An 18,446-nucleotide genomic window follows, 5' to 3' on the forward strand; every position below is an offset into this window, starting at 1 on the left:
AGAAATCCGGCCCGGTATTTTGGGCCGGATTGAAACAAATATCATTTTTCAATTCAAAAACAATTTGTTAACGTTCAAGGGTGCATGACGACCTTTGACGGGGTTGTGAGACACGGGCTCGTGAATTCAACTGCTGCCCCTGAACCATTACCTTGTCGTTGTCACAAGCAGACATACGCAGTCATTAACAAGGATTACCAAGATGTCGAACACTGCAAAAACACTGGTTATCGCAAGCGCAGTTGCTGCAGCCGTTTCCGGCGCGGCCACAACCGCAACAGCCCAGGCCAAAGAAAAGTGCTATGGCGTTTCTCTGGCAGGTCAGAACGACTGTGCAGCCGGCCCCGGCACAACTTGCGCGGGCACTTCGACCGTCGACTATCAGGGCAACGCATGGACCCTGGTTGACGCAGGCACCTGCGCCGACATCGAGCTGCCTAAAACAGCAGACGGTGCAGATCGCAAAGGCTCGCTTGAGCCGCTGGAGCGTGACCTGCCTGCATAAGGCTTTTCCGAATGAACCAGAAAGGGCGGGCAGGATCGCCCGCCCTTTCCACGTGATCAGGGGATTTGCAAATGTTGGACAATGCGCTCAGTTCGAACCGGCTGCCTGCAGCACCGGGCGTTGGTTACAAACCACAGCATTTCTCGCAGATTCTTGAACAGGCCAAGCCTGTGGCGTGGCTAGAGATTCATGCCGAAAACTATATGGGCGATGGTGGCAGACCTCTGGCACAACTGCGTCACCTGTCCGAACAATTCCCGATTTCAGTGCATGGTGTCGGGCTGTCGATCGGCGGCGAAACACCACTTGACCCAGATCACCTGGACCGCCTGAAGCATCTTGTCGGCTGGTTGAACCCGGCCAGCTTTTCGGAGCATTTGGCATGGTCAACCCATGACAGCCACTTCCTGAACGATCTACTTCCTCTGCCCTATACTGATGCCACTCTGGACCGTGTTTGCGACCATATTGATCAGGTGCAAGAGGTGGTCGGGCGGCAAATGCTGTTAGAGAACCCCTCAAGCTATTTGGCTTTCGAGGAAAGCACATGGTCCGAACCTGATTTCTTGCGAGAAATCACCCGGCGCACCGGATGTGGGTTGCTGCTGGACGTGAACAACGTCTTTGTTTCAGCCACCAATCTGGATTTCTCACCGCAGGGCTATATTGATGCCTACCCGTTGGACCAAGTAGGTGAGATTCACCTGGGCGGTCATGACGAAGACGAAGACGATCATGGGCATCCTTTGCTGATCGACAGCCACGGGCGCGAGGTCGTTGATCCGGTCTGGTCCCTGCTGGACTACGTTCTGGACAAATCCGGCCCCAAACCCCTGTTGATTGAATGGGACACCGATGTGCCAGACTGGCCGGTGTTACGGGCCGAAGCCGAGCGCGCGCAAAAAGCGCTGGATCGCGTGCCCGCATGAGCGTGTCGCAAACGACATTCCACATGGCACTGCTAGATGCCAACAAGCCCATTCCCGATGGGTTGCTGGACGCCGAGGCGCAGCCCGCTGGTCGTCGCTTCAGCGTCTATCGCAACAACGTCGCCGTCTCGCTGACCGAGGCGATGCATCAAGCCTTCCCGGTCATCACAAAACTTCTGGGCCCCCAGAATATGGACGGGCTGGCTGGAATATTCTTGCGCCAGCACCCGCCGTCCTCACCCCTGATGATGTTTTACGGCGAGGAATTCCCTAAATTTCTGGAAGGAATGGAGCAGTTGTCGCATCTGGGCTACCTGCCGGATGTTGCCCGTCTGGAACTGGCGCTGCGTAGGGCTTACCACGCCGCTGATCGACAACCCATAGATGCCGAAGCGCTCAGCTTGCCACCGGAAGATTTGATGCAAGCCAAACTGACCCTCGCGCCGTCGGTGCAGGTGTTGCGTTCAAGCTGGCCCGTACATTCGATCTGGCTATTTAACACCGAAGAAGGCGCGCCGAAACCTGAGGCGGGCGCTCAGGATATTTTGATCATGCGTCCCGAATACGACCCTGCCCCACACCCATTGCTACCGGGTGGTGCGGCATGGATCGCGCTGATTCAGGATGGCAAATCCATCGGTGAGGCATTTGAATCCACCATGGCCGAAACACCCGAATTTGATCTTGGAACCACTCTGGCACTGCTTTTGCAGGGCGGTGCAATAACTTCTGTGACTATCGAAAGGCTGGACACATGACTGCCCTGATCTCAACTTACAATAATGCGATGGAAAAAGCGGATCACGCGTCCGGTTGGCTGACACCAACCCTGGCTCGGGTGGTCTTTATCGCCGTGTTGTTCGTCTACTACTGGAACTCGGCCACGCTGAAAATCGACGGCTCAATCTTTTCGCCATCGGCCGGAGCCTTCGGTCAGATCTTTCCCAAAGCTGCAGAGGCGGTGCTGTATGATGTGACTCAGATGACCTTTTTCCAGCGGGTCGTCATCTTCTTTGGCACAGTGGCCGAATTTGTCCTGCCTGTGCTTTTGCTGGTCGGCCTGCTGACGCGCCTTGCCGCGCTTGGCATGATCGGATTTGTCTGGGTTCAAACACTGACCGATGTCACCGGACATGGCGTCAAACTGGGCGGCTTGTTCGACAACGCAATTACGTTGATGGATCAGCGCGTGATGTGGACATTCCTGCTGCTGGTGATTGTGATCAACGGCGCGGGTCCGCTGTCTCTGGATCGGTTACTACGCCTGAAGTGACCTAGAAATGTGCCTTGGGCTCGTCCGGTTTTCCTGCGGCGAGCCCAAGCAACCCTGCTACGCCTGCAAAGGCAATCGGGAACATGGTGAAAACGCCGAAGCCAAAAGCATAGTACATCCCAGCCGCAGAAATCAGCAGCAAAATGCCCGCAATCAGCGCTCGAGAATGGGCCATCGCCCCGCCAACGATTGCCAACAAAGGCGCCACGATCGAAGCCGTCTGGATCAACTCGGGGTTCTCTACCTGCTCGGCAATGCCTTCGATCTCACCAAACTGGTCGATCAGTTCCACAAAGCCGTAGCCAAAAAAACCGACGATCATCCCGATCAGCCCGGCAATGACGCCTAAAATCATGGCAGCGTTTCGCATTCACAGGTCTCCGCTTGTTGCCCGTGTCACATAAGCAGTTCTTCAGGCAACACCAAGGGCCTGACGGGTTTCAGGCGTCCAGCCCAGATACATCTGACCATTGGATACTATCAGTGGGCGTTTCATCAGGGTCGGATGATCAGCCAACAGCGCGAGCACCGGTCGATTGCGTGTGTCATCATCCAATCCCCGCCAGGTTGTTGATCGCGTATTGAGCAAGGCTTTGCCGAAAGTCTCGTACGCCTCGGACAGCACATTTTCGGGAACCCCTTGCGCGCGGACATCAACGAAAACCGCATCTGGAAGCAGTTTCAATGCCTTACGGCACGTATCGCAAGTTTTTAACCCATATAGCTGCATTATCTAACTAATCCTGTAATCGCTGCAAATTTAGACAAACCCATCAGGCTGCCCCAGTTATTCTTGATTTTTTACTTCACCGTGTAATGTTGAAAAAGGCGAAACACGCGACCCGGGCTGTATCGTGAGGGCGAAGAGTGACGTGTGGCGGTTTTGCCAGCCAAGGCCCCCACCAATTTGTGGGACAACTTGTAAGTAGAAGGAGACACGGGAAATGCCAACCGGCACCGTGAAATGGTTTAATACAACCAAAGGCTATGGTTTTATTGCGCCCGACGAAGGGGGCAAAGATGTGTTTGTTCATATCTCGGCCGTAGAACGATCCGGTCTGACCGGACTCGCTGACAATCAGAAAGTCTCGTACGAGTTGCAGGACGGACGTGACGGCCGCCAAATGGCTGCTGATTTGAAGCCGCTGTAAGGCACAGCCCGCCCCGGCGGGAAAGATAAAAGAAGGTTGACGGCCAATTTCAGGCCGTTAACCGCAAACCCTAGTGAACGCGCCCACCTTGGGACGTGCTCAGTTTTCTGTTGAATCAACCCTCTCGGATAACAGCCTCAAACTCACGCCATTCCCGTGCGGTCATGCCTGAGTTTTCCTGAGTGACATCTTCACCGCTGAGCATCCGACGCAAGCAGGTCACCATCTGCGCCGAGAGGTTGACTGCGCCAAGGCGGTAGTCCTCAAACGCGCGGTAGGCAAACGGTACCCAGTCGGCGACAATCTTGCACATGGTATCTGCGTAAACGCGGATTTCGTACTGCGCGTGCGGGTCGGCACGCAGACGCAAGAAGTGGAACAAGTTGTGCAAGTCCACCTTCCAATACCATTGCGTATAAATGTTGGCTGGAAGGTTCATCCGCGCCAGTTCACGCGCAAGCCCTTGCTGGCCGTCCTGACCGATCATCGCCTCGTAGTTGTCATAGCAGCGCGCACTGTCCGCTTTCAGTATCTCCAACACACGCGCGGCCTCTTCGCCTTGCAATGAGTCTCCACGGCCCTGATTGTTAACCTCGGATTGCGCGGCGACATGTTCGGGTGCCGGGATATAGAACTCTCGATCCAGTATCGAATACCGCGCCGAATATTCGTTCACATTCGCCGTGCGGTGGCGGATCCACTGGCGGGCTACGAATACGGGCAGTTTGACGTGCAACTTGATCTCGCACATTTCAAACGGGGTCGAATGCCAGTGGCGCATCAGATAGCGGATCAGGCCTTCATCATTTTGCACCGATTTGGTGCCTTTGCCGTAGGAAACACGCGCGGCCTGACAGATCGCAGCATCGTCGCCCATATAGTCGATAACGCGGACAAATCCGTGATCCAGAACCTGATGCGCCGTGTACAGATGATCTTCCATACCTTCGGCAACGACGCGGCGGGTCGGGCTCGACTGTGCGCGTTGAGCTTCGATCTCGGCCAGTTGGTCGGCAGACAGAGGCATGAAATTATCCTTTCCAGCAATGAGTCGCCGACCACTATATATCGGCAAGCTTGCCATCGGAACCGCGATATGTGCGGCGCATTGCGCTAAATCGGAATTGTGTCCGGCCAGCCCCTCGACATGGGATGAAGGCGCGCTAAGGTGCTTGGCATCACAACCAATGCAAGGAAAGTCGCGATGGGGCTGACATATCTCCACACCATGGTCCGCGTGAAGGATCTTGAGAAATCCATAGCGTTTTATGAACTATTGGGCCTGAAGGAAACGCGTCGTTATGAAAGCGAGGCTGCGCGGTTCACACTGGTATTCCTCGCCCCACCGGGACAAGAGGACGCGCCCATTGAACTTACATACAACTGGGATGGCGACGACGCACTGCCAAGCGACAGCCGCCATTTCGGGCACCTCGCCTATGGCGTCGACAACATTTACGAGACCTGCCAGCATCTTCAGGACAATGGCGTCGTGATCAACCGCCCGCCACGCGACGGGCGTATGGCGTTCGTTCGCTCGCCCGACAATGTCTCGATCGAGTTGCTGCAAAATGGTGAAGCGTTAGCCCCGGCAGAGCCTTGGTCTAGCATGGAAAGCACCGGCCACTGGTGATCCGCTGGCTGGGAGCACTGGGGCTGGCTGTCACGGGCAGCCCCCTTTGGGCCGAGACCTGCCGCCTGGCGCTGGCGCTGGCCATGGACATCTCGACCTCGGTGGACGCGACTGAGGATGCGCTGCAACGACGGGGGCTGGCCAACGCATTGATTGCGCCCGAGGTGCAGGAGGCTTTCTTCCTTTCACCTCAACCGGTTGCATTAGCCGTCTATGAATGGTCCGGCAGTTTCAACCAGACATTGCTTTTGGATTGGACGATAATCGATACTCGGGCCAATTTGATCTCCGCCGCGCATCGGATCGGGACATCAAAGCGATCGGAAGACGAGTTTCCAACTGCGATGGGTCACGCACTGGCTTTTGGGGCGACCTTACTGGAGAGCGCCCCGAATTGTCTGTTCCAAACCATCGATATCTCGGGCGATGGCAAGAACAACGATGGCTACGGGCCACAGATCGCTTACAAACACTTTCCGTTCAAAAACACGACCGTGAATGGTCTGGTGATCAATGCAGCTGATTTCGAAGGAGAAATCGACTTGATCCCGTTCTTTCAGAAAAATGTTCTACACGGACCCGGAGCTTTTCTTGAGATCGCCGCCGGGTTCGAAGATTTTGAGCGTGCCATGCGTCGCAAACTGGAACGGGAATTGAAAGGATTGGAACTTAGTGCGTTGCAACCGGATAATGCAAAATGATCCGCCTGTGTGCGACACTTCTTTGCCTGCTGGCCAACCCGCTTTCAGCGCAATGTCGACAGGCTTTGGCGTTGGGAATGGATGTCTCTGGTTCGGTCGACAGTCGTGAGTACAGGTTGCAACTTAGTGGCCTTGCGGCGGCGTTGCGCCATCCCGAGGTGGTTCAACTGATCCTTTCAAACCCGTCTACCTTTATACGGATCGCTATCTATGAATGGAGCGAACCTGGCCACCAACGCCTCTTGCTTGGTTGGACAGATGTTCGCTCGACTGCTGATCTGCGTCAAATTCAGCAACATTTAGAAAGCACAACACGCTCATCAGCGCCGCAGGGAACGGCGGTCGGGTCGGCCATGTTGTACGGTGCTGAGATGTTGGAGAGCCAAAGCGATTGCTGGCGGCGAACACTGGATCTGTCCGGTGATGGCAAACACAATCTCGGACATCACCCACGGGATGTAAAAGCCGCTCTGCAAAACACTGATATTACAATCAATGCCCTTGTAATCGGTATCGACGACCCCAATCCAGGAGACACTCGCCAGGTAGAGATTGGGGAGCTATCTGCTTATTACCACGCATGGGTCATCCGAGGCCCCGATGCTTTCGTCGAAGTCGCCCTTGGCTTCGAAGCCTATGAAGATGCGATGACACGTAAACTGATCCGTGAGCTTGAGGGTCTGTCGCTCTCCCAAACTCAGCCATCAAAGCTATCAGTAGATATACCGAATCTGATCGGTCCAATATCGTTCGACCCGACGCAGTGAACCGGTGATCCCTTCAATCCCATCGGTCCCTATCACGCCGCGGTTTTGCAGCCCTTCTGCATGGCGGGCGAACAGGTCTGACACGATGTCACGAATCTCGCGCCCGCGCGGGGTCAGGCGTACCCGTACCGAGCGGCGGTCGATCTCGCATCGTTGATGGTGCATATAGCCCATCTCGACCAGTTTCTTAAGATTGTAGCTGACATTGCTGCCTTGATAGTAACCACGGCTCTTCAACTCTCCGGCGGTTACTTCATGGTCGCCTATGTTGAACAACAGCAGGGCCTGCACCGCGTTGATTTCCAACACGCCGACGCGCTCGAATTCATCCTTGATGACGTCCAGAAGCAAGCGGTGTAGACGTTCGACCAGTGCCAACGCCTCAAGATAGCTCGTCATGAACCCCTTGGTCCCGGGCGCGGTGACCTGTAACTCCATACTCATTCAATCCTCCGATTCATCGCGCTGTTTCTGAAAACATGACGCGAATTCCCGAAAAATCGGTTAAGCCTGATGATTGCCTATTTTTGAAAGGTTTGCGCGATATCCGCGATCAATTCGGCCAGCGGTTCCGGCGGGCTGGCCTGACCAGTGACCCATTGATAAAGGTCCTGGTCATTTTCATGCAGCAAGGCATCGTATGTGTCCAATCCCGCCTCGTCCATCGAAGACAGATTGCGATCGGCATATGCCGTCAGGATCAAATCCATCTCTTTGATGCCCCGCCGCATCGAACGCATTTTCATGCGCTTGATCCGGGTCTCGCGCGGCTCGGTCATTGATTGCGTTCCAATTTCAGACGCAGCGCTTTTTCGACGCGGGCCAGCCGCTCGGAGTTGGCTCGCATCTCACCTCGGATCGTGCGTAGCTCTGCAACGAGATCGCGCAATTCCGAGTCCGTATCGCCATGCAGGCTTGTTTCGTCCATGCCGTCGCCCTCGCCCGTCAGAAGCCACATGATCGAGACATTCAGCAGCCCCGCCATCATCGACAGCTTGTTCGCGCGGGGTTCGGACAAATCATCTTCCCACGAAGTGATCGTGGCTTTTTTGACACCAAGCCTGCGGGCCAATTGGGTCTGCGTCATGCCTGCGGCTTCGCGTGCGCCAGCAACGCGATCCCCGAAGGTTGCGGTGTCCGGTCCGAACCAGTCTGTTTCGTCGTTCATCGGGGTCTCCAAAGGGTAAAACTCAATTGGCTTGATCGTTATTTCGGCGCACCCTATGACAGTCGGGCTGAACATACAAACCGAGGCCGACCATGAGTTTCCTGTCTGCGACACTGTCACGCGTAAAACCCTCGCCCACCATCGCGATGACGTCCAAAGCAGCCGAGCTGAAGGCCGCCGGGCGCGATGTGATCGGGCTGAGCGCAGGCGAGCCCGATTTCGACACGCCGCAGAACATCAAGGACGCGGCCGTGGCCGCCATCGCTGCGGGCAAGACCAAATACACTGCTCCGGACGGCATCCCCGAGCTGAAACAGGCGGTCTGCGCCAAGATGAAGCGTGACCACGGATTGGACTATACGCCCGCTCAGGTCTCGGTCGGGACCGGGGGTAAGCAGACGCTTTACAACGCGCTGATGGCTACGCTGAACGAGGGCGATGAGGTCCTCATCCCCGCGCCCTATTGGGTCAGCTACCCGGACATGGTGTTACTGGCCGGTGGCACACCCGTGATCGTCGAAACCTCGCTGCAGACCAATTTCAAACTGACAGCGGATCAACTGGAAGCCGCGATCACACCTAAAACGAAATGGTTCATCTTCAACTCACCCTCGAATCCCACCGGAGCGGGCTATAGCCGGGCTGAACTGAAAGAACTGACAGATGTCCTGATGCGGCATCCGCATGTTTGGGTGATGACCGATGATATGTATGAGCACCTGGCCTATGACGGGTTCGAGTTCTGCACGCCCGCACAGGTGGAACCGAGACTTTATGATCGGACGCTGACCTGCAATGGCGTCTCCAAAGCCTATGCCATGACCGGTTGGCGTATTGGCTATGCGGCAGGCCCGGTCGAGTTGATCGCCGCGATGCGCAAGGTGCAATCTCAATCAACTTCGAATCCCAGTTCGGTCAGCCAATGGGCAGCAGTCGAGGCTCTGAGTGGAACTCAAGCATTCCTTGCGCCGAATAATGAGATTTTCAAACGCCGTCGCGATCTGGTCGTCGACATGCTCAGCCAAATCGACGGTATCTCGTGCCCGACACCCGAAGGCGCGTTCTACGTCTATCCATCAATCGCAGGCTTGATCGGGAAAACCACACCCGCGGGCATTGTGATAGATTCGGACGAAACCTTCGCAATCGCCCTGCTGGAAGAGGCCGACGTGGCGGTTGTGTTTGGCGCAGCTTTTGGTCTGTCCCCCAATTTCCGCGTCAGCTATGCGACCTCTGATGAGGCCCTGACTGAAGCCTGCACACGCATCCAACGTTTTTGCGCCGCGCTCACCTGATACCGGAGTTTGTTATGTCCACAGCCCTGCCTGAATACTATTTCCGCGTGCGCGAAAATGGAGCAGCGGTGTTCAGGATCGACACGGAAAATCGCCATCGCCGGATCGAGATGGAACAGATCGCGGTTATCAACATCCGCAATGGCGAGGTCAAACCGCAGGGCCAGCGTGTACTAAGCGACGCCGACAACGATGAAATCGCGCGCTGGATGGAAGAGCGCAAAGCCCTGCTATCCCGCCGCGATGTGGATGATATACACCGTGCGGTTGACTACCTGAATCTGACCACGCAATGGGCCCAGTCTAAAGCAACGGATGCGCAATTAGAGGACGTGACCGACCCATTGCTGATGGCAATGCACGACTTGCGGTCGGTACTTGTTCGAAAGAAATCCGACCGGATGAGCAAAGAATGATCCCCTAGGCGGGAACTTCTCCTACATCGCGCACCGACCTTAGCCAGAAGCGCGCCATCAACAATACGGCAGCACAAGCGAGGCCAATCACGAGGCCAAGCCAGACTCCGATCCCCTCCATACCTTGAACAAAGCCGAAATAGTACGAAGCGGGGATACCGATCACCCAATAGCTGAGTGCGGCCATCACCATCGGTATTTTTGCATCCTGCAAACCTCGCAACAGGCCTAGTGCGATGACCTGCGCCCCATCGACCAGCTGGAACAAAGCAGCCATCGCCAGCAGGCCAGTGCCGATTAGCAGGATCTGTGGCCGCTGCGGATCATCGGCCTCCATAAACAGCGAGATCAGGGGCTCAGCGCATGTCAGGAATAGAACAATCGTCAAGACCGACACGATCAACGACATCCCGGTCACCGTAATCGCGCCTTTCTCAAGATGCGCCCGATCCCGTCGACCCAACGCGTTGCCCGCCCGAATAGTCGCCACATTAGACAGGCCTAAATGAACCATGAACGTCGCCGAGGCGAGGTTTAACGCAATCCCGTGAGCTGCCAGCGGCACTGGACCCAACCAGCCCATCATGACAGCAGAGATCGCGAACAACGACACCTCCGCCAGTGTCGTCAGACCGATGGGAACGCCCAAACGCAGCACGCTCATGAACATCTCCCAATCCGGGCGCCAAAACCGCTGAAACAAGCTGTGTTCCGGCAACACACGCACCGCATAGATCACGACCGCCACCAATGATACGATCTGCGTCACCACTGACGCGATAGCCGCACCAATCACCCCAAGTTCGGGCGCGCCCCAGTTTCCGAAGATCAGCGCATAGTTGGTCACGCCATTGACCACAGCTGCAACAATCGTGATCCACAGCACAATCTGCGTCCGCTCAAGCGCGGCCAAATAGGACTTCAGGACCATCACCAACAGCGCCGGGAACAAGCCCCACCCCGCGACCCGCAGGTATACTGACGCAGTTTCAGCAACTTGCGGCTCTTGCTTCAAAGCAATCAGGATCGGATGGGACCACCACAAAAGAGGCATCATCACCGTCGCATAGATCAGAGATAGCCACAGACCCATGCGAGTGGAGCGGCGAATGCTGGTCTCATTTTCCTCGGCGGCAGCGGTCGCCACCATCGGCATTACAGCCCACCCAAACCCGGCACCAAACAGGAACAGGACGAAGTAATAGCTGTTGGCCAGCGTCACGGCAGCCAAAGCCTCGACCCCGTACCAGCCTAGCATGACGGTATCGGTCAAACCAATCGCATACTGTGCCAGATGCCCGCCAATCAATGGCAGGCCCAGCACCGCGATTGCGCGCAAATGGCCGGGATATGTCATCACCTTGTTCATTCCGCCAGCCTTAGGCTTGCGCGCTGCCCGAGACAAGAGCGGAACAAACTTATTTCATAATGAGACTAACGAGAACAAAGCGACGCAATCCATCACCTTTGATGCAACGGCTTTACAGTTTATCGATTTTCAGCCGATCTTCGCGTCAGGATGCAGCGCTGTCCCCAGAATATGGTCCGAGTTATGAATTACGTGATGCGCCTGCCCAACTATCAACGGATCAGGCTCACCAACGATCCTGAGGTCTTTGTCCGGGTAGTCCAGCGTCGACAGGAAATGCCGCATGCAGTTCAGACGCGCGCGTTTCTTGTCGTTGGATTTGACAATCGTCCAGGGCGCATCAGCGGTGTCGGTGTAGAAGAACATCGCCTCTTTCGCCTCGGTATAATCATCCCATTTGCTCAGGCTAGCCTTGTCAATCGGTGACAGTTTCCATTGCTTCAACGGATCAGTTTCACGACTCCCAAAGCGCCGCTGCTGTTCTTCCTGCGTGACCGAGAACCAGTACTTGTAAAGCTGAATGCCCGAGCGCACCAGCATCCGCTCCAACTCGGGCGTCTGCCGCATGAATTCCAGATACTCATTGGGTGAGCAGAAGCCCATCACCCGCTCGACGCCCGCACGGTTGTACCAGGACCGATCATAAAACACCATCTCGCCCACGGTGGGCAGCTGCTGCACATAACGCTGGTAATACCACTGCCCCTTCTCCTCATCCGTCGGCTTGTTCAATGCGACCACACGCGCCTGACGCGGGTTTAGATGCTCCATGAACCGCTTGATGGTCCCACCCTTGCCGGCGGCGTCGCGGCCCTCGAACAACAGCACAAACCGCTGCCCGGTCTCCTGCGCCCACAATTGCACCTTCAGCAACTCTGCCTGCAGCTCGGCCTTTTGCGCCTCGTAATCCTTGCGTGCCATCTTGCGGCCATAGGGGTACTTGCCGCTCTCGAAAGCTTGCCGGATTTTCTCGGATGTTGGTGCCGAGGCATCCGCCTTCAGGTCAGTTACAGCTTTGATCTGCGATGATTTTTGTTTGATCTGGGGTGCCGCATCCATACATGTTCTCCTCGGTTTCACTGTCGAGGAGTTGCTTAGCCGATTGTCACACGGCGCGCTTTGATTGGTGTCAAATTGACATAGGTTTTATCGGGGCGTCAAAGAACAGGCCTATGCCCGTTCTTTAAATGACCCCAAAATACATAGGGGAGCGGCCAGCCCCGCACTTACCGATGTCCCCAATCATCAGGATTGTCCGAGTTGTTCGGCGACAAGCCCAAAATGTCTCCGTCAGTCGAACACCCCAACCCCAAAACGGTTCTGTTCGCATAGGAGAAATACGAACACACCTGATTGATCTCAAGAATCTCGCCATCTTCCCACCCCGCCTCTCGCAGAGCTATCACATCCGCCTCAGTCAGATCACCGGGTGCCTCGGTCAGCTTGCGCGCATATCTCATCGCTTCGACCTGTGCCGCGTCCAGCGGGGCCGAGGCCGGATCACGCGCCTCAATCGCCGCACGGATCGCATTGCCGCGCACCTCATCCTGCAGCAACCGCTGCAATCCGGAAAAGTGATGTTCTACGCAATACCCGCACCGGTTCAGAGAGCTGACCCACACGCCCAACACTTCAAGAAACCATTTTGGCACCTTGTTGGCCGAATGGTGCAACACGTTCTTGTAGACTGCCATATGGGCTTCCATCGAATGCGGCCGCAGGCTGTGCGCCATCATGATGTTGTCTACATTGTTGTCCGGCCCGGTGACCCGGTCATAAAGCTTCCTCAGCTTTCCCGTAGCCTCTTCGAATGGAATGGTTCTGATCCAACTCAATTCTTCTGCTCCCCTAATTTCTGCTTCCGGAACAAAGCCTAAACGGGATTTCGAAACATGACGAGACCTTGGAAAGCTCGCGGTTTGATAACAATCTGTTTTGCATAACTGATATATGCTGGGCAGCTACCCTTACTGTCTGCTACGTCCCTATTGAAACAACTTTCTGACCAAAGACTTTTCAACTGTGCGCCCACTCATCTGTATTTTTGCCCTGTCTTGTTTTGGCTCTGCTATAGCTATGTTCAATCCAGCGTTCTCAGATTGGTTATTGCTGACAGGACCGTGCGCATTGGCAAGTTTGCTACTGCTGTTCGGAAAAAGGCTACGCCGGCTCAAAACTTCGAAAAACTGGGCTGTCGTCGATGGATCAAATGTTTTGCACTGGAAAGGCGGTGTTCCTAATATCGCCACAGTCCGCGAGGTTGTCGACGAGTTGAAGACAAAGGGGCGGACACCGGGCGTCGTCTTTGATGCCAATGTAGGATACAAAATCTCAGATCGCTATATGAACGACAGTTCCCTTGCGGCTTTGCTTGGGTTGCCATGCAGCCACGTGATGGTTGCGCCGAAGGGTACTCCTGCCGACCCGCTGGTCCTTCAGGTAGCGCGGGATCTCGGCGCTGCTATCGTCACAAATGACCGGTTCCGTGATTGGGATGACGAATATTCGGATGTGCTTGAGAAAAGTTCTCTTGTTCGAGGTGGCTTTAAAGACAAAACTCTCTGGCTGTCATTGTAAACGCGCTGCAATACAGCGCTGAATATCGCTCCGGTTCCGTTGGCCCCGACAAACCGGATACAACACCTCGCGTCCCTCTTCCCCCGGACCACATCACCTGCCATAATGGGGGAAACTCAAAAACAAGAGCAGCACCCATGCCCGACGATCTGTTGACGCCAGAAACAACGACCGCTTACGACGCCTCGTCCATCGAGGTGCTGGAAGGTCTGGAACCGGTCCGCAAACGCCCCGGCATGTATATCGGCGGCACGGATGAGCGTGCATTGCACCATATGGTGGCCGAGATACTCGACAACTCAATGGACGAAGCTGTTGCGGGCCATGCCAACCGGATAGAGGTCGAGCTGCACGCAGATTACGCCCTGACCGTTCGTGACAACGGGCGCGGCATTCCGATCGACCCGCATCCCAAGTTCCCCGACAAGTCGGCACTTGAAGTGATCCTCTGTACCCTGCACGCAGGCGGTAAATTCTCGGGCAAGGCGTATCAGACTTCGGGCGGTCTGCACGGTGTGGGTGCATCGGTGGTGAATGCCCTGTCGGATTCGATGGTCGTGCAGGTGGCACGCGACAAACAGCTATTCGAACAACGCTTCTCGCGCGGTATCCCACTAGGTCCGGTGGAAAAAGTAGGCGCAGCGCCCAACCGGCGCGGTACAACCGTCACGTTCCACGCCGACGCGGACATCTTCGGCCACCACAAATTCAAACCCGCGCGCCTATTCAAATCCATCCGCTCCAAGGCCTATCTGTTCTCGGGCGTCGAAATCCGCTGGAAATCCGCCATCGACGACGGCGAAACCCCGACCGAGGCGACCTTTCACTTCCCCGGCGGTCTTTCGGATTACCTGAAGGAGACGATGAACGGCTCGTCGACCTATGCCGAGCAGCCCTTTGCCGGCACCGTGGACTTTAACGAGAAGTTCGACACCCCCGGCAAAGTCGAATGGGCGATCAATTGGACACCTTCGCGCGACGGGTTCATCCAGTCCTACTGTAACACCGTCCCAACCCCCGAAGGCGGCACACATGTCGCCGGTTTCTGGGCTGCGGTCCTCAAGGGGATCAAGGCCTATGGCGAGCTGATCAACAACAAAAAGGCCGGTCAGATCACCCGCGACGACCTAATCACCGGAGGCTGTGCGCTGGTGTCGTGCTTCATCAGTGAACCGGAGTTCGTCGGCCAGACAAAAGACCGCCTCGCCACAGTCGAGGCGCAACGGCTGGTCGAAAACTCCGTCCGCGACCATTTCGACAACTGGCTGGCGGCTGACACGAAATCCGCCGGAGCGATCCTCGACTTCCTCATCCTGAGGGCCGAAGAACGCCTGCGCCGACGGGCCGAGAAGGAAACACAACGCAAGTCCGCCACTAAGAAACTTCGTCTCCCCGGCAAGTTGGTGGACTGTAGCAGTTCAACACGCGACGGTACGGAATTATTCATCGTCGAGGGCGACTCGGCGGGCGGGTCCGCCAAAATGGGCCGGGACCGCAAAACACAGGCCCTGCTGCCCTTGCGCGGTAAAATCCTGAACGTGCTGGGCGCGGCCAGTTCCAAGCTGGGCACCAATGCCGAGATCAACGACCTGACCCAAGCGCTGGGTGTCGGCCTTGGCACCAAGTTCAACGTCGACGACCTGCGCTATGACAAGGTCATCATCATGACCGACGCGGATGTGGACGGGGCACATATCGCCTCGCTGCTGATGACGTTCTTCTTCACGCAGATGCGCCCGATGATCGACGCGGGCCACCTCTATCTGGCCTGCCCGCCCCTCTACCGCCTGACCCAAGGCGCCAAGCGCGTCTATTGCCTGGACGAGGCCGAGCGTGACGAATGGCTTGAAAAAGGTCTGGGCGGCAAAGGCAAGATCGACGTCTCGCGCTTCAAAGGTCTGGGTGAAATGGACGCCAAGGACCTGAAAGAGACCACGATGGACCCCGCCTCCCGCAAACTGATCCGCGTCACGATTGATGAGGACGAACCCGGCGAGACCGGCGATCTGGTCGAGCGCCTGATGGGTAAGAAACCCGAACTGCGGTTCCAATACATTCAGGAAAACGCGCGGTTTGTGGAGGAGTTGGATGTTTAGACTGGCTCACCTTTTGCCAACCAATTGAAAATTTCGGCCAAAAGCTCACTTGTTGGGTACTGTCTGATCTCTTCTTCATCAGCGCCTTCAGCGAGTTTCTTCTCCCAATACCACTCTTGGAAATCAGAGTATTTCCCCCAGATACGTCTTGCCGCGACTGGCGCAATTCCAGCTTCTGAAACCAGCCAATTTCGAACATGTTTGACAGCATTTTGGGGCGCTTTCTGATCATCGGCACCATAGGCTTCTATGTCACAGCCGGATATATCGGAGAGAGCCGCTTGGAAGCGGTACCGTTTTTCCTCAAGTATCAAAAACTTTTTTTGGTCCCGCCCCTCTCCAAAATATTGACGACATCCAAAGTCAATTCCAAGCTCGAAGGGCATATTGAGCCTGAAGTGCTCACCCTTTATCTTCGCTTGGCAACGGCTCAGATCGTGTATCGAATACTTGGAGCATTCGATCAGGCTGCGAATTTTCTCTAGGCGGTTCTCTCCGCTATCATTACGCTCCGATGCCAGTCTGGGCCTGAGGCCCAGATAAGCTACGCAGAACATGATAGCTTGGAGAATAGGTTCGAAGTCTTCGTCAAACGGGCAGTTGATAAATACACAACTTTCAAAAGGGTATTCAGGCAAACTTTAGCCTTTCGACTTCACTGGATCATTCCCATAAGAATCTCGTTCTCTAATTCGACCATCTCGACCATGAATATAGAGTTCAGTACTCTGATTTTTGGCAATTTTCCGGGCTTCACGTATTGCTTCACCCTGAGTTGAATAAGTGCCCGTAACTTTTGACGAACCTGCTTTGCGCACGCTCCATTTGCCCCCATTAGGCACAACGTGCTGACCTTTAGTTGCCATCTCCGACTCCTAACCTTTGTAACGTGTCCCTAACTTTTAAGATATGCCAACTAAACACTTACTCCAACTACGAACCGCAAAAGATTTAACAATTTATGAAGATCTGCCCAAGACTCGAAATAGTTTGTACAAGCTGAGGCTAACGCGTGGGTGATGACTCGCATCATGCATTGGGTCGATAGTACGGAACGTCTCCCCACCCGGTAGGCCGGGCTTCAGCCCAGCACACCGCAACCCCCTTGCTTAACCCGTTGATCCCGTTCACACTTACCCTCAACCCGTCATCCAAGAACGACTTTTGGGGTTCCGAGCGTCCAAGACCCAATAAGACGACAAACAGATTTCCAAACGGGAGGACGACATGAAAACACTAACCCTCGGGCTGGCCCTGACCCTGCTGGCCACAGCAGCCCCCGCGCAGCAGATGCTCAGCACCGCATCGCCCATACCAGACGGGGCCGAAACGCGGTTTTGCTACTATGACGGCATGGCCTATTCGCCAGACGCCTTCATCCTGCTGACCGGTGACAACACCGTCACCTCAACCATCAGCACGCGCGAGGAACGGCTGCTGCGGTGTCATCGCAATGACGATGGTTCTCTGGTCTGGAAACCACAGAGCACGTTTCAAACCAACAACTGACGTAGGATGGGTTTCCAACCCATCAAAGCGGAGCGGGGACGATGGGGTGAAACCCCATCTTACCCAACATTCCGATCCAACCAGTCGGCAATCCGTTCGGCTGGGCCTTCCCAGCCCGGCTCCATGAACAGAAAATGCGCGTGGTTGTCGACGGGCAGGAAAGTCGCACGGTCTCCGTAAAGCTTCGCCAGAGCACGGCAGGTGTTGGGGTTCACGGCCCGGTCCTCGGTGCCTGAAACAATCAGCACCGGGCAATCGACCTTGTCGATCTCCACCTTCATCGCATGGTGATCGTCGAACATCCAAAAGAACATCTCGAACATCACCCGCCCGCTTTCGGGGCCGAGTTGGTCATACACCTCATGCTGCTGCGCCTCGGGCATCTTGTTGAGCGCAAAAGGGGCCATCAGGTCGAAATCAACGCGCATGGGCTGTTTCCAGAACGCCCCACCCTCCATCAACGCGCGCGGCACAGCGCGTTCGTCGTCGGTTTCCGGCAATGTGCCCCAAGCCGCGTTTGGGTTGATCAGGACAATTGCGCTGGCCAACCCCCGAGACGCCACCTTCTGCGCCACTACCCCCGCAATGGCATGGCCCAGTAGAACAGGTTTGCTCTCCAACCCTTGCACGAAGTCTGCAATGTCATTGGCGTAATCTAGGACGCTTGTGTCGGTGAGGCCGGGATCGGGATCTGCCTTGGGGTCGCCACCATGATAGCGTAGCGCGGGCGTATGCACCGTCCAGCCACGTGCACGAAAGAAGCCCGCATAATCCTCCATACACCACGGCCCGGCAAAAGCACCGTGGATCAGAACAATCTCTTTCGTCATGAAAATCTCCCTCACCTCCGACCAGTATGAGAGGTGAGGGATGGGTTCGGCAAGCCTGTCAGTGTGCTGCGTTGAAGAGCGTTGTCAGGTTTTCTTCGGTCAATTCGATCGGATTCCCTCCGCATGAGGGGTCGATGATTGCGCCTTGGACCAGTTCGGGGATGGCGGCTTTGGTGACGCCGAGGTCGGAGAGTTTGCGGGGGATGGCGAGGCTGTCGTTGAACTCT

General features: G+C 55.8%; 25 protein-coding genes and 1 pseudogene. 13 read left to right on the forward strand and 13 right to left on the reverse strand.

The window, feature by feature from the left end; genetic code table 11:
* Positions 1-202: 202 nt before the first annotated feature.
* The 4 genes from ACR0DK_RS13745 (at position 203) to ACR0DK_RS13760 (ending at position 2,707) form a co-directional block, all read left to right on the forward strand.
* A complete protein-coding gene (locus ACR0DK_RS13745; RefSeq protein WP_010439128.1) occupies positions 203-505 on the forward strand; it encodes a BufA1 family periplasmic bufferin-type metallophore in 303 nt (100 codons plus the stop codon).
* 71 nt (positions 506-576) lie between these two features.
* Entirely contained in the window at positions 577-1,434 is an 858-nt protein-coding gene (gene bufB, locus ACR0DK_RS13750; protein ID WP_480561802.1) for an MNIO family bufferin maturase, read from the forward strand.
* Positions 1,431-2,192 carry an HvfC/BufC N-terminal domain-containing protein gene (locus tag ACR0DK_RS13755; protein WP_170563450.1) on the forward strand — a complete coding sequence of 254 codons (762 nt, stop codon included), beginning with the start codon at positions 1,431-1,433 and terminating at the stop codon, positions 2,190-2,192. The genes bufB and ACR0DK_RS13755 overlap by 4 nt, the downstream gene beginning before the upstream one ends.
* Positions 2,189-2,707, forward strand: a complete 519-nt coding sequence (locus tag ACR0DK_RS13760) for a DoxX family membrane protein (protein ID WP_170626091.1) — start codon at positions 2,189-2,191, stop codon at positions 2,705-2,707. Before ACR0DK_RS13755 ends, ACR0DK_RS13760 begins: the two co-directional genes overlap by 4 nt.
* Before the next feature lies 1 nt (position 2,708).
* Here the strand turns inward: ACR0DK_RS13760 and ACR0DK_RS13765 are convergent, their stop codons facing one another.
* Together ACR0DK_RS13765 and ACR0DK_RS13770 are read right to left on the reverse strand one after the other, a co-directional pair.
* Complete coding sequence (locus ACR0DK_RS13765) at positions 2,709-3,077, reverse strand: hypothetical protein (RefSeq protein ID WP_170393641.1); 369 nt, start codon at positions 3,075-3,077, stop codon at positions 2,709-2,711.
* A 42-nt stretch (positions 3,078-3,119) separates the two neighbouring features.
* Positions 3,120-3,437: an arsenate reductase family protein gene (locus ACR0DK_RS13770; protein WP_170422413.1), complete on the reverse strand. Its 318-nt coding sequence runs from the start codon at positions 3,435-3,437 to the stop codon at positions 3,120-3,122.
* Positions 3,438-3,651: 214 nt separating this feature from the next.
* Between ACR0DK_RS13770 and ACR0DK_RS13775 the strand changes: the two genes are divergently transcribed.
* Complete coding sequence (locus ACR0DK_RS13775; protein WP_008758035.1) at positions 3,652-3,858, forward strand: cold-shock protein; 207 nt, start codon at positions 3,652-3,654, stop codon at positions 3,856-3,858.
* A gap of 115 nt (positions 3,859-3,973) precedes the next feature.
* Here ACR0DK_RS13775 and thyX read toward each other — a convergent pair whose 3' ends face one another.
* Positions 3,974-4,885 (reverse strand): FAD-dependent thymidylate synthase, encoded by a 912-nt coding sequence (gene thyX / locus ACR0DK_RS13780; RefSeq protein WP_170510735.1) that lies wholly within the window; start codon positions 4,883-4,885, stop codon positions 3,974-3,976.
* Between the two features lie 177 nt (positions 4,886-5,062).
* Here thyX and ACR0DK_RS13785 point away from each other — a divergent pair, with 177 nt between their 5' ends.
* From ACR0DK_RS13785 to ACR0DK_RS13795, 3 genes are read left to right on the forward strand one after another with little or no spacing between them, the layout of a single operon-like run.
* Positions 5,063-5,491, forward strand: coding sequence for a VOC family protein (locus tag ACR0DK_RS13785; protein WP_170393645.1), 429 nt, complete (start codon positions 5,063-5,065; stop codon positions 5,489-5,491).
* Positions 5,488-6,192 carry a DUF1194 domain-containing protein gene (locus ACR0DK_RS13790; protein ID WP_480736598.1) on the forward strand — a complete coding sequence of 235 codons (705 nt, stop codon included), beginning with the start codon at positions 5,488-5,490 and terminating at the stop codon, positions 6,190-6,192. The genes ACR0DK_RS13785 and ACR0DK_RS13790 overlap by 4 nt, the downstream gene beginning before the upstream one ends.
* Positions 6,189-6,959: a DUF1194 domain-containing protein gene (locus tag ACR0DK_RS13795; RefSeq protein WP_480736600.1), complete on the forward strand. Its 771-nt coding sequence runs from the start codon at positions 6,189-6,191 to the stop codon at positions 6,957-6,959. Before ACR0DK_RS13790 ends, ACR0DK_RS13795 begins: the two co-directional genes overlap by 4 nt.
* On the opposite strand, the gene ACR0DK_RS13800 is transcribed toward ACR0DK_RS13795, so the two are convergent.
* The 3 genes from ACR0DK_RS13800 to ACR0DK_RS13810 form a co-directional block, all read right to left on the reverse strand.
* Positions 6,906-7,403 carry a winged helix DNA-binding protein gene (locus ACR0DK_RS13800; RefSeq protein ID WP_170610068.1) on the reverse strand — a complete coding sequence of 166 codons (498 nt, stop codon included), beginning with the start codon at positions 7,401-7,403 and terminating at the stop codon, positions 6,906-6,908. The two genes, ACR0DK_RS13795 and ACR0DK_RS13800, sit on opposite strands and share 54 nt — an antisense overlap.
* Positions 7,404-7,480: 77 nt before the next feature.
* The gene (locus ACR0DK_RS13805; protein WP_170393653.1) at positions 7,481-7,738 is read right to left on the reverse strand and encodes a succinate dehydrogenase assembly factor 2; all 258 of its coding nucleotides are present in this window, start codon (positions 7,736-7,738) and stop codon (positions 7,481-7,483) included.
* Positions 7,735-8,127, reverse strand: a complete 393-nt coding sequence (locus tag ACR0DK_RS13810; protein ID WP_170393655.1) for a helix-turn-helix domain-containing protein — start codon at positions 8,125-8,127, stop codon at positions 7,735-7,737. Before ACR0DK_RS13810 ends, ACR0DK_RS13805 begins: the two co-directional genes overlap by 4 nt.
* 92 nt (positions 8,128-8,219) lie before the next feature.
* Between ACR0DK_RS13810 and ACR0DK_RS13815 the strand changes: the two genes are divergently transcribed.
* A complete protein-coding gene (locus tag ACR0DK_RS13815; protein ID WP_170596076.1) occupies positions 8,220-9,422 on the forward strand; it encodes a pyridoxal phosphate-dependent aminotransferase in 1,203 nt (400 codons plus the stop codon).
* A 14-nt stretch (positions 9,423-9,436) separates the two neighbouring features.
* Complete coding sequence (locus ACR0DK_RS13820; protein WP_170420988.1) at positions 9,437-9,838, forward strand: hypothetical protein; 402 nt, start codon at positions 9,437-9,439, stop codon at positions 9,836-9,838.
* 4 nt (positions 9,839-9,842) lie between these two features.
* On the opposite strand, the gene ACR0DK_RS13825 is transcribed toward ACR0DK_RS13820, so the two are convergent.
* The 3 genes from ACR0DK_RS13825 to ACR0DK_RS13835 form a co-directional block, all read right to left on the reverse strand.
* On the reverse strand, positions 9,843-11,207 hold the full coding sequence (locus ACR0DK_RS13825; protein ID WP_480736603.1) for an MATE family efflux transporter: 1,365 nt from the start codon (positions 11,205-11,207) through the stop codon (positions 9,843-9,845).
* Positions 11,208-11,336: 129 nt separating this feature from the next.
* A complete protein-coding gene (gene ppk2, locus ACR0DK_RS13830; RefSeq protein WP_170404818.1) occupies positions 11,337-12,266 on the reverse strand; it encodes a polyphosphate kinase 2 in 930 nt (309 codons plus the stop codon).
* A 167-nt stretch (positions 12,267-12,433) separates the two neighbouring features.
* Entirely contained in the window at positions 12,434-13,042 is a 609-nt protein-coding gene (locus tag ACR0DK_RS13835) for a carboxymuconolactone decarboxylase family protein (RefSeq protein ID WP_223116723.1), read from the reverse strand.
* A gap of 241 nt (positions 13,043-13,283) precedes the next feature.
* Between ACR0DK_RS13835 and ACR0DK_RS13840 the strand changes: the two genes are divergently transcribed.
* Together ACR0DK_RS13840 and parE are read left to right on the forward strand one after the other, a co-directional pair.
* The gene (locus ACR0DK_RS13840) at positions 13,284-13,784 is read left to right on the forward strand and encodes an NYN domain-containing protein (RefSeq protein WP_170420985.1); all 501 of its coding nucleotides are present in this window, start codon (positions 13,284-13,286) and stop codon (positions 13,782-13,784) included.
* A gap of 137 nt (positions 13,785-13,921) precedes the next feature.
* Positions 13,922-15,880, forward strand: a complete 1,959-nt coding sequence (gene parE / locus ACR0DK_RS13845) for a DNA topoisomerase IV subunit B (protein WP_480736606.1) — start codon at positions 13,922-13,924, stop codon at positions 15,878-15,880.
* On the opposite strand, the gene ACR0DK_RS13850 is transcribed toward parE, so the two are convergent.
* Both ACR0DK_RS13850 and ACR0DK_RS13855 read right to left on the reverse strand, forming a co-directional pair.
* Positions 15,877-16,437, reverse strand: a complete 561-nt coding sequence (locus ACR0DK_RS13850) for a hypothetical protein (RefSeq protein ID WP_480736608.1) — start codon at positions 16,435-16,437, stop codon at positions 15,877-15,879. The genes parE and ACR0DK_RS13850 overlap by 4 nt on opposite strands.
* A gap of 84 nt (positions 16,438-16,521) precedes the next feature.
* A complete protein-coding gene (locus ACR0DK_RS13855) occupies positions 16,522-16,746 on the reverse strand; it encodes a DUF2188 domain-containing protein (protein WP_223116726.1) in 225 nt (74 codons plus the stop codon).
* A gap of 361 nt (positions 16,747-17,107) precedes the next feature.
* Here ACR0DK_RS13855 and ACR0DK_RS13860 point away from each other — a divergent pair, with 361 nt between their 5' ends.
* Positions 17,108-17,389, forward strand: a complete 282-nt coding sequence (locus ACR0DK_RS13860; RefSeq protein WP_170538886.1) for a hypothetical protein — start codon at positions 17,108-17,110, stop codon at positions 17,387-17,389.
* Between the two features lie 59 nt (positions 17,390-17,448).
* On the opposite strand, the gene ACR0DK_RS13865 is transcribed toward ACR0DK_RS13860, so the two are convergent.
* Together ACR0DK_RS13865 and ACR0DK_RS13870 are read right to left on the reverse strand one after the other, a co-directional pair.
* Positions 17,449-18,219, reverse strand: coding sequence for an alpha/beta fold hydrolase (locus ACR0DK_RS13865; protein ID WP_170731820.1), 771 nt, complete (start codon positions 18,217-18,219; stop codon positions 17,449-17,451).
* Between the two features lie 58 nt (positions 18,220-18,277).
* Positions 18,278-18,446 (reverse strand): annotated as a pseudogene (locus ACR0DK_RS13870) (iron-containing alcohol dehydrogenase); the annotation flags it as partial.

The sequence above is a fragment of the Ruegeria sp. CE6 genome (assembly GCF_056537485.1).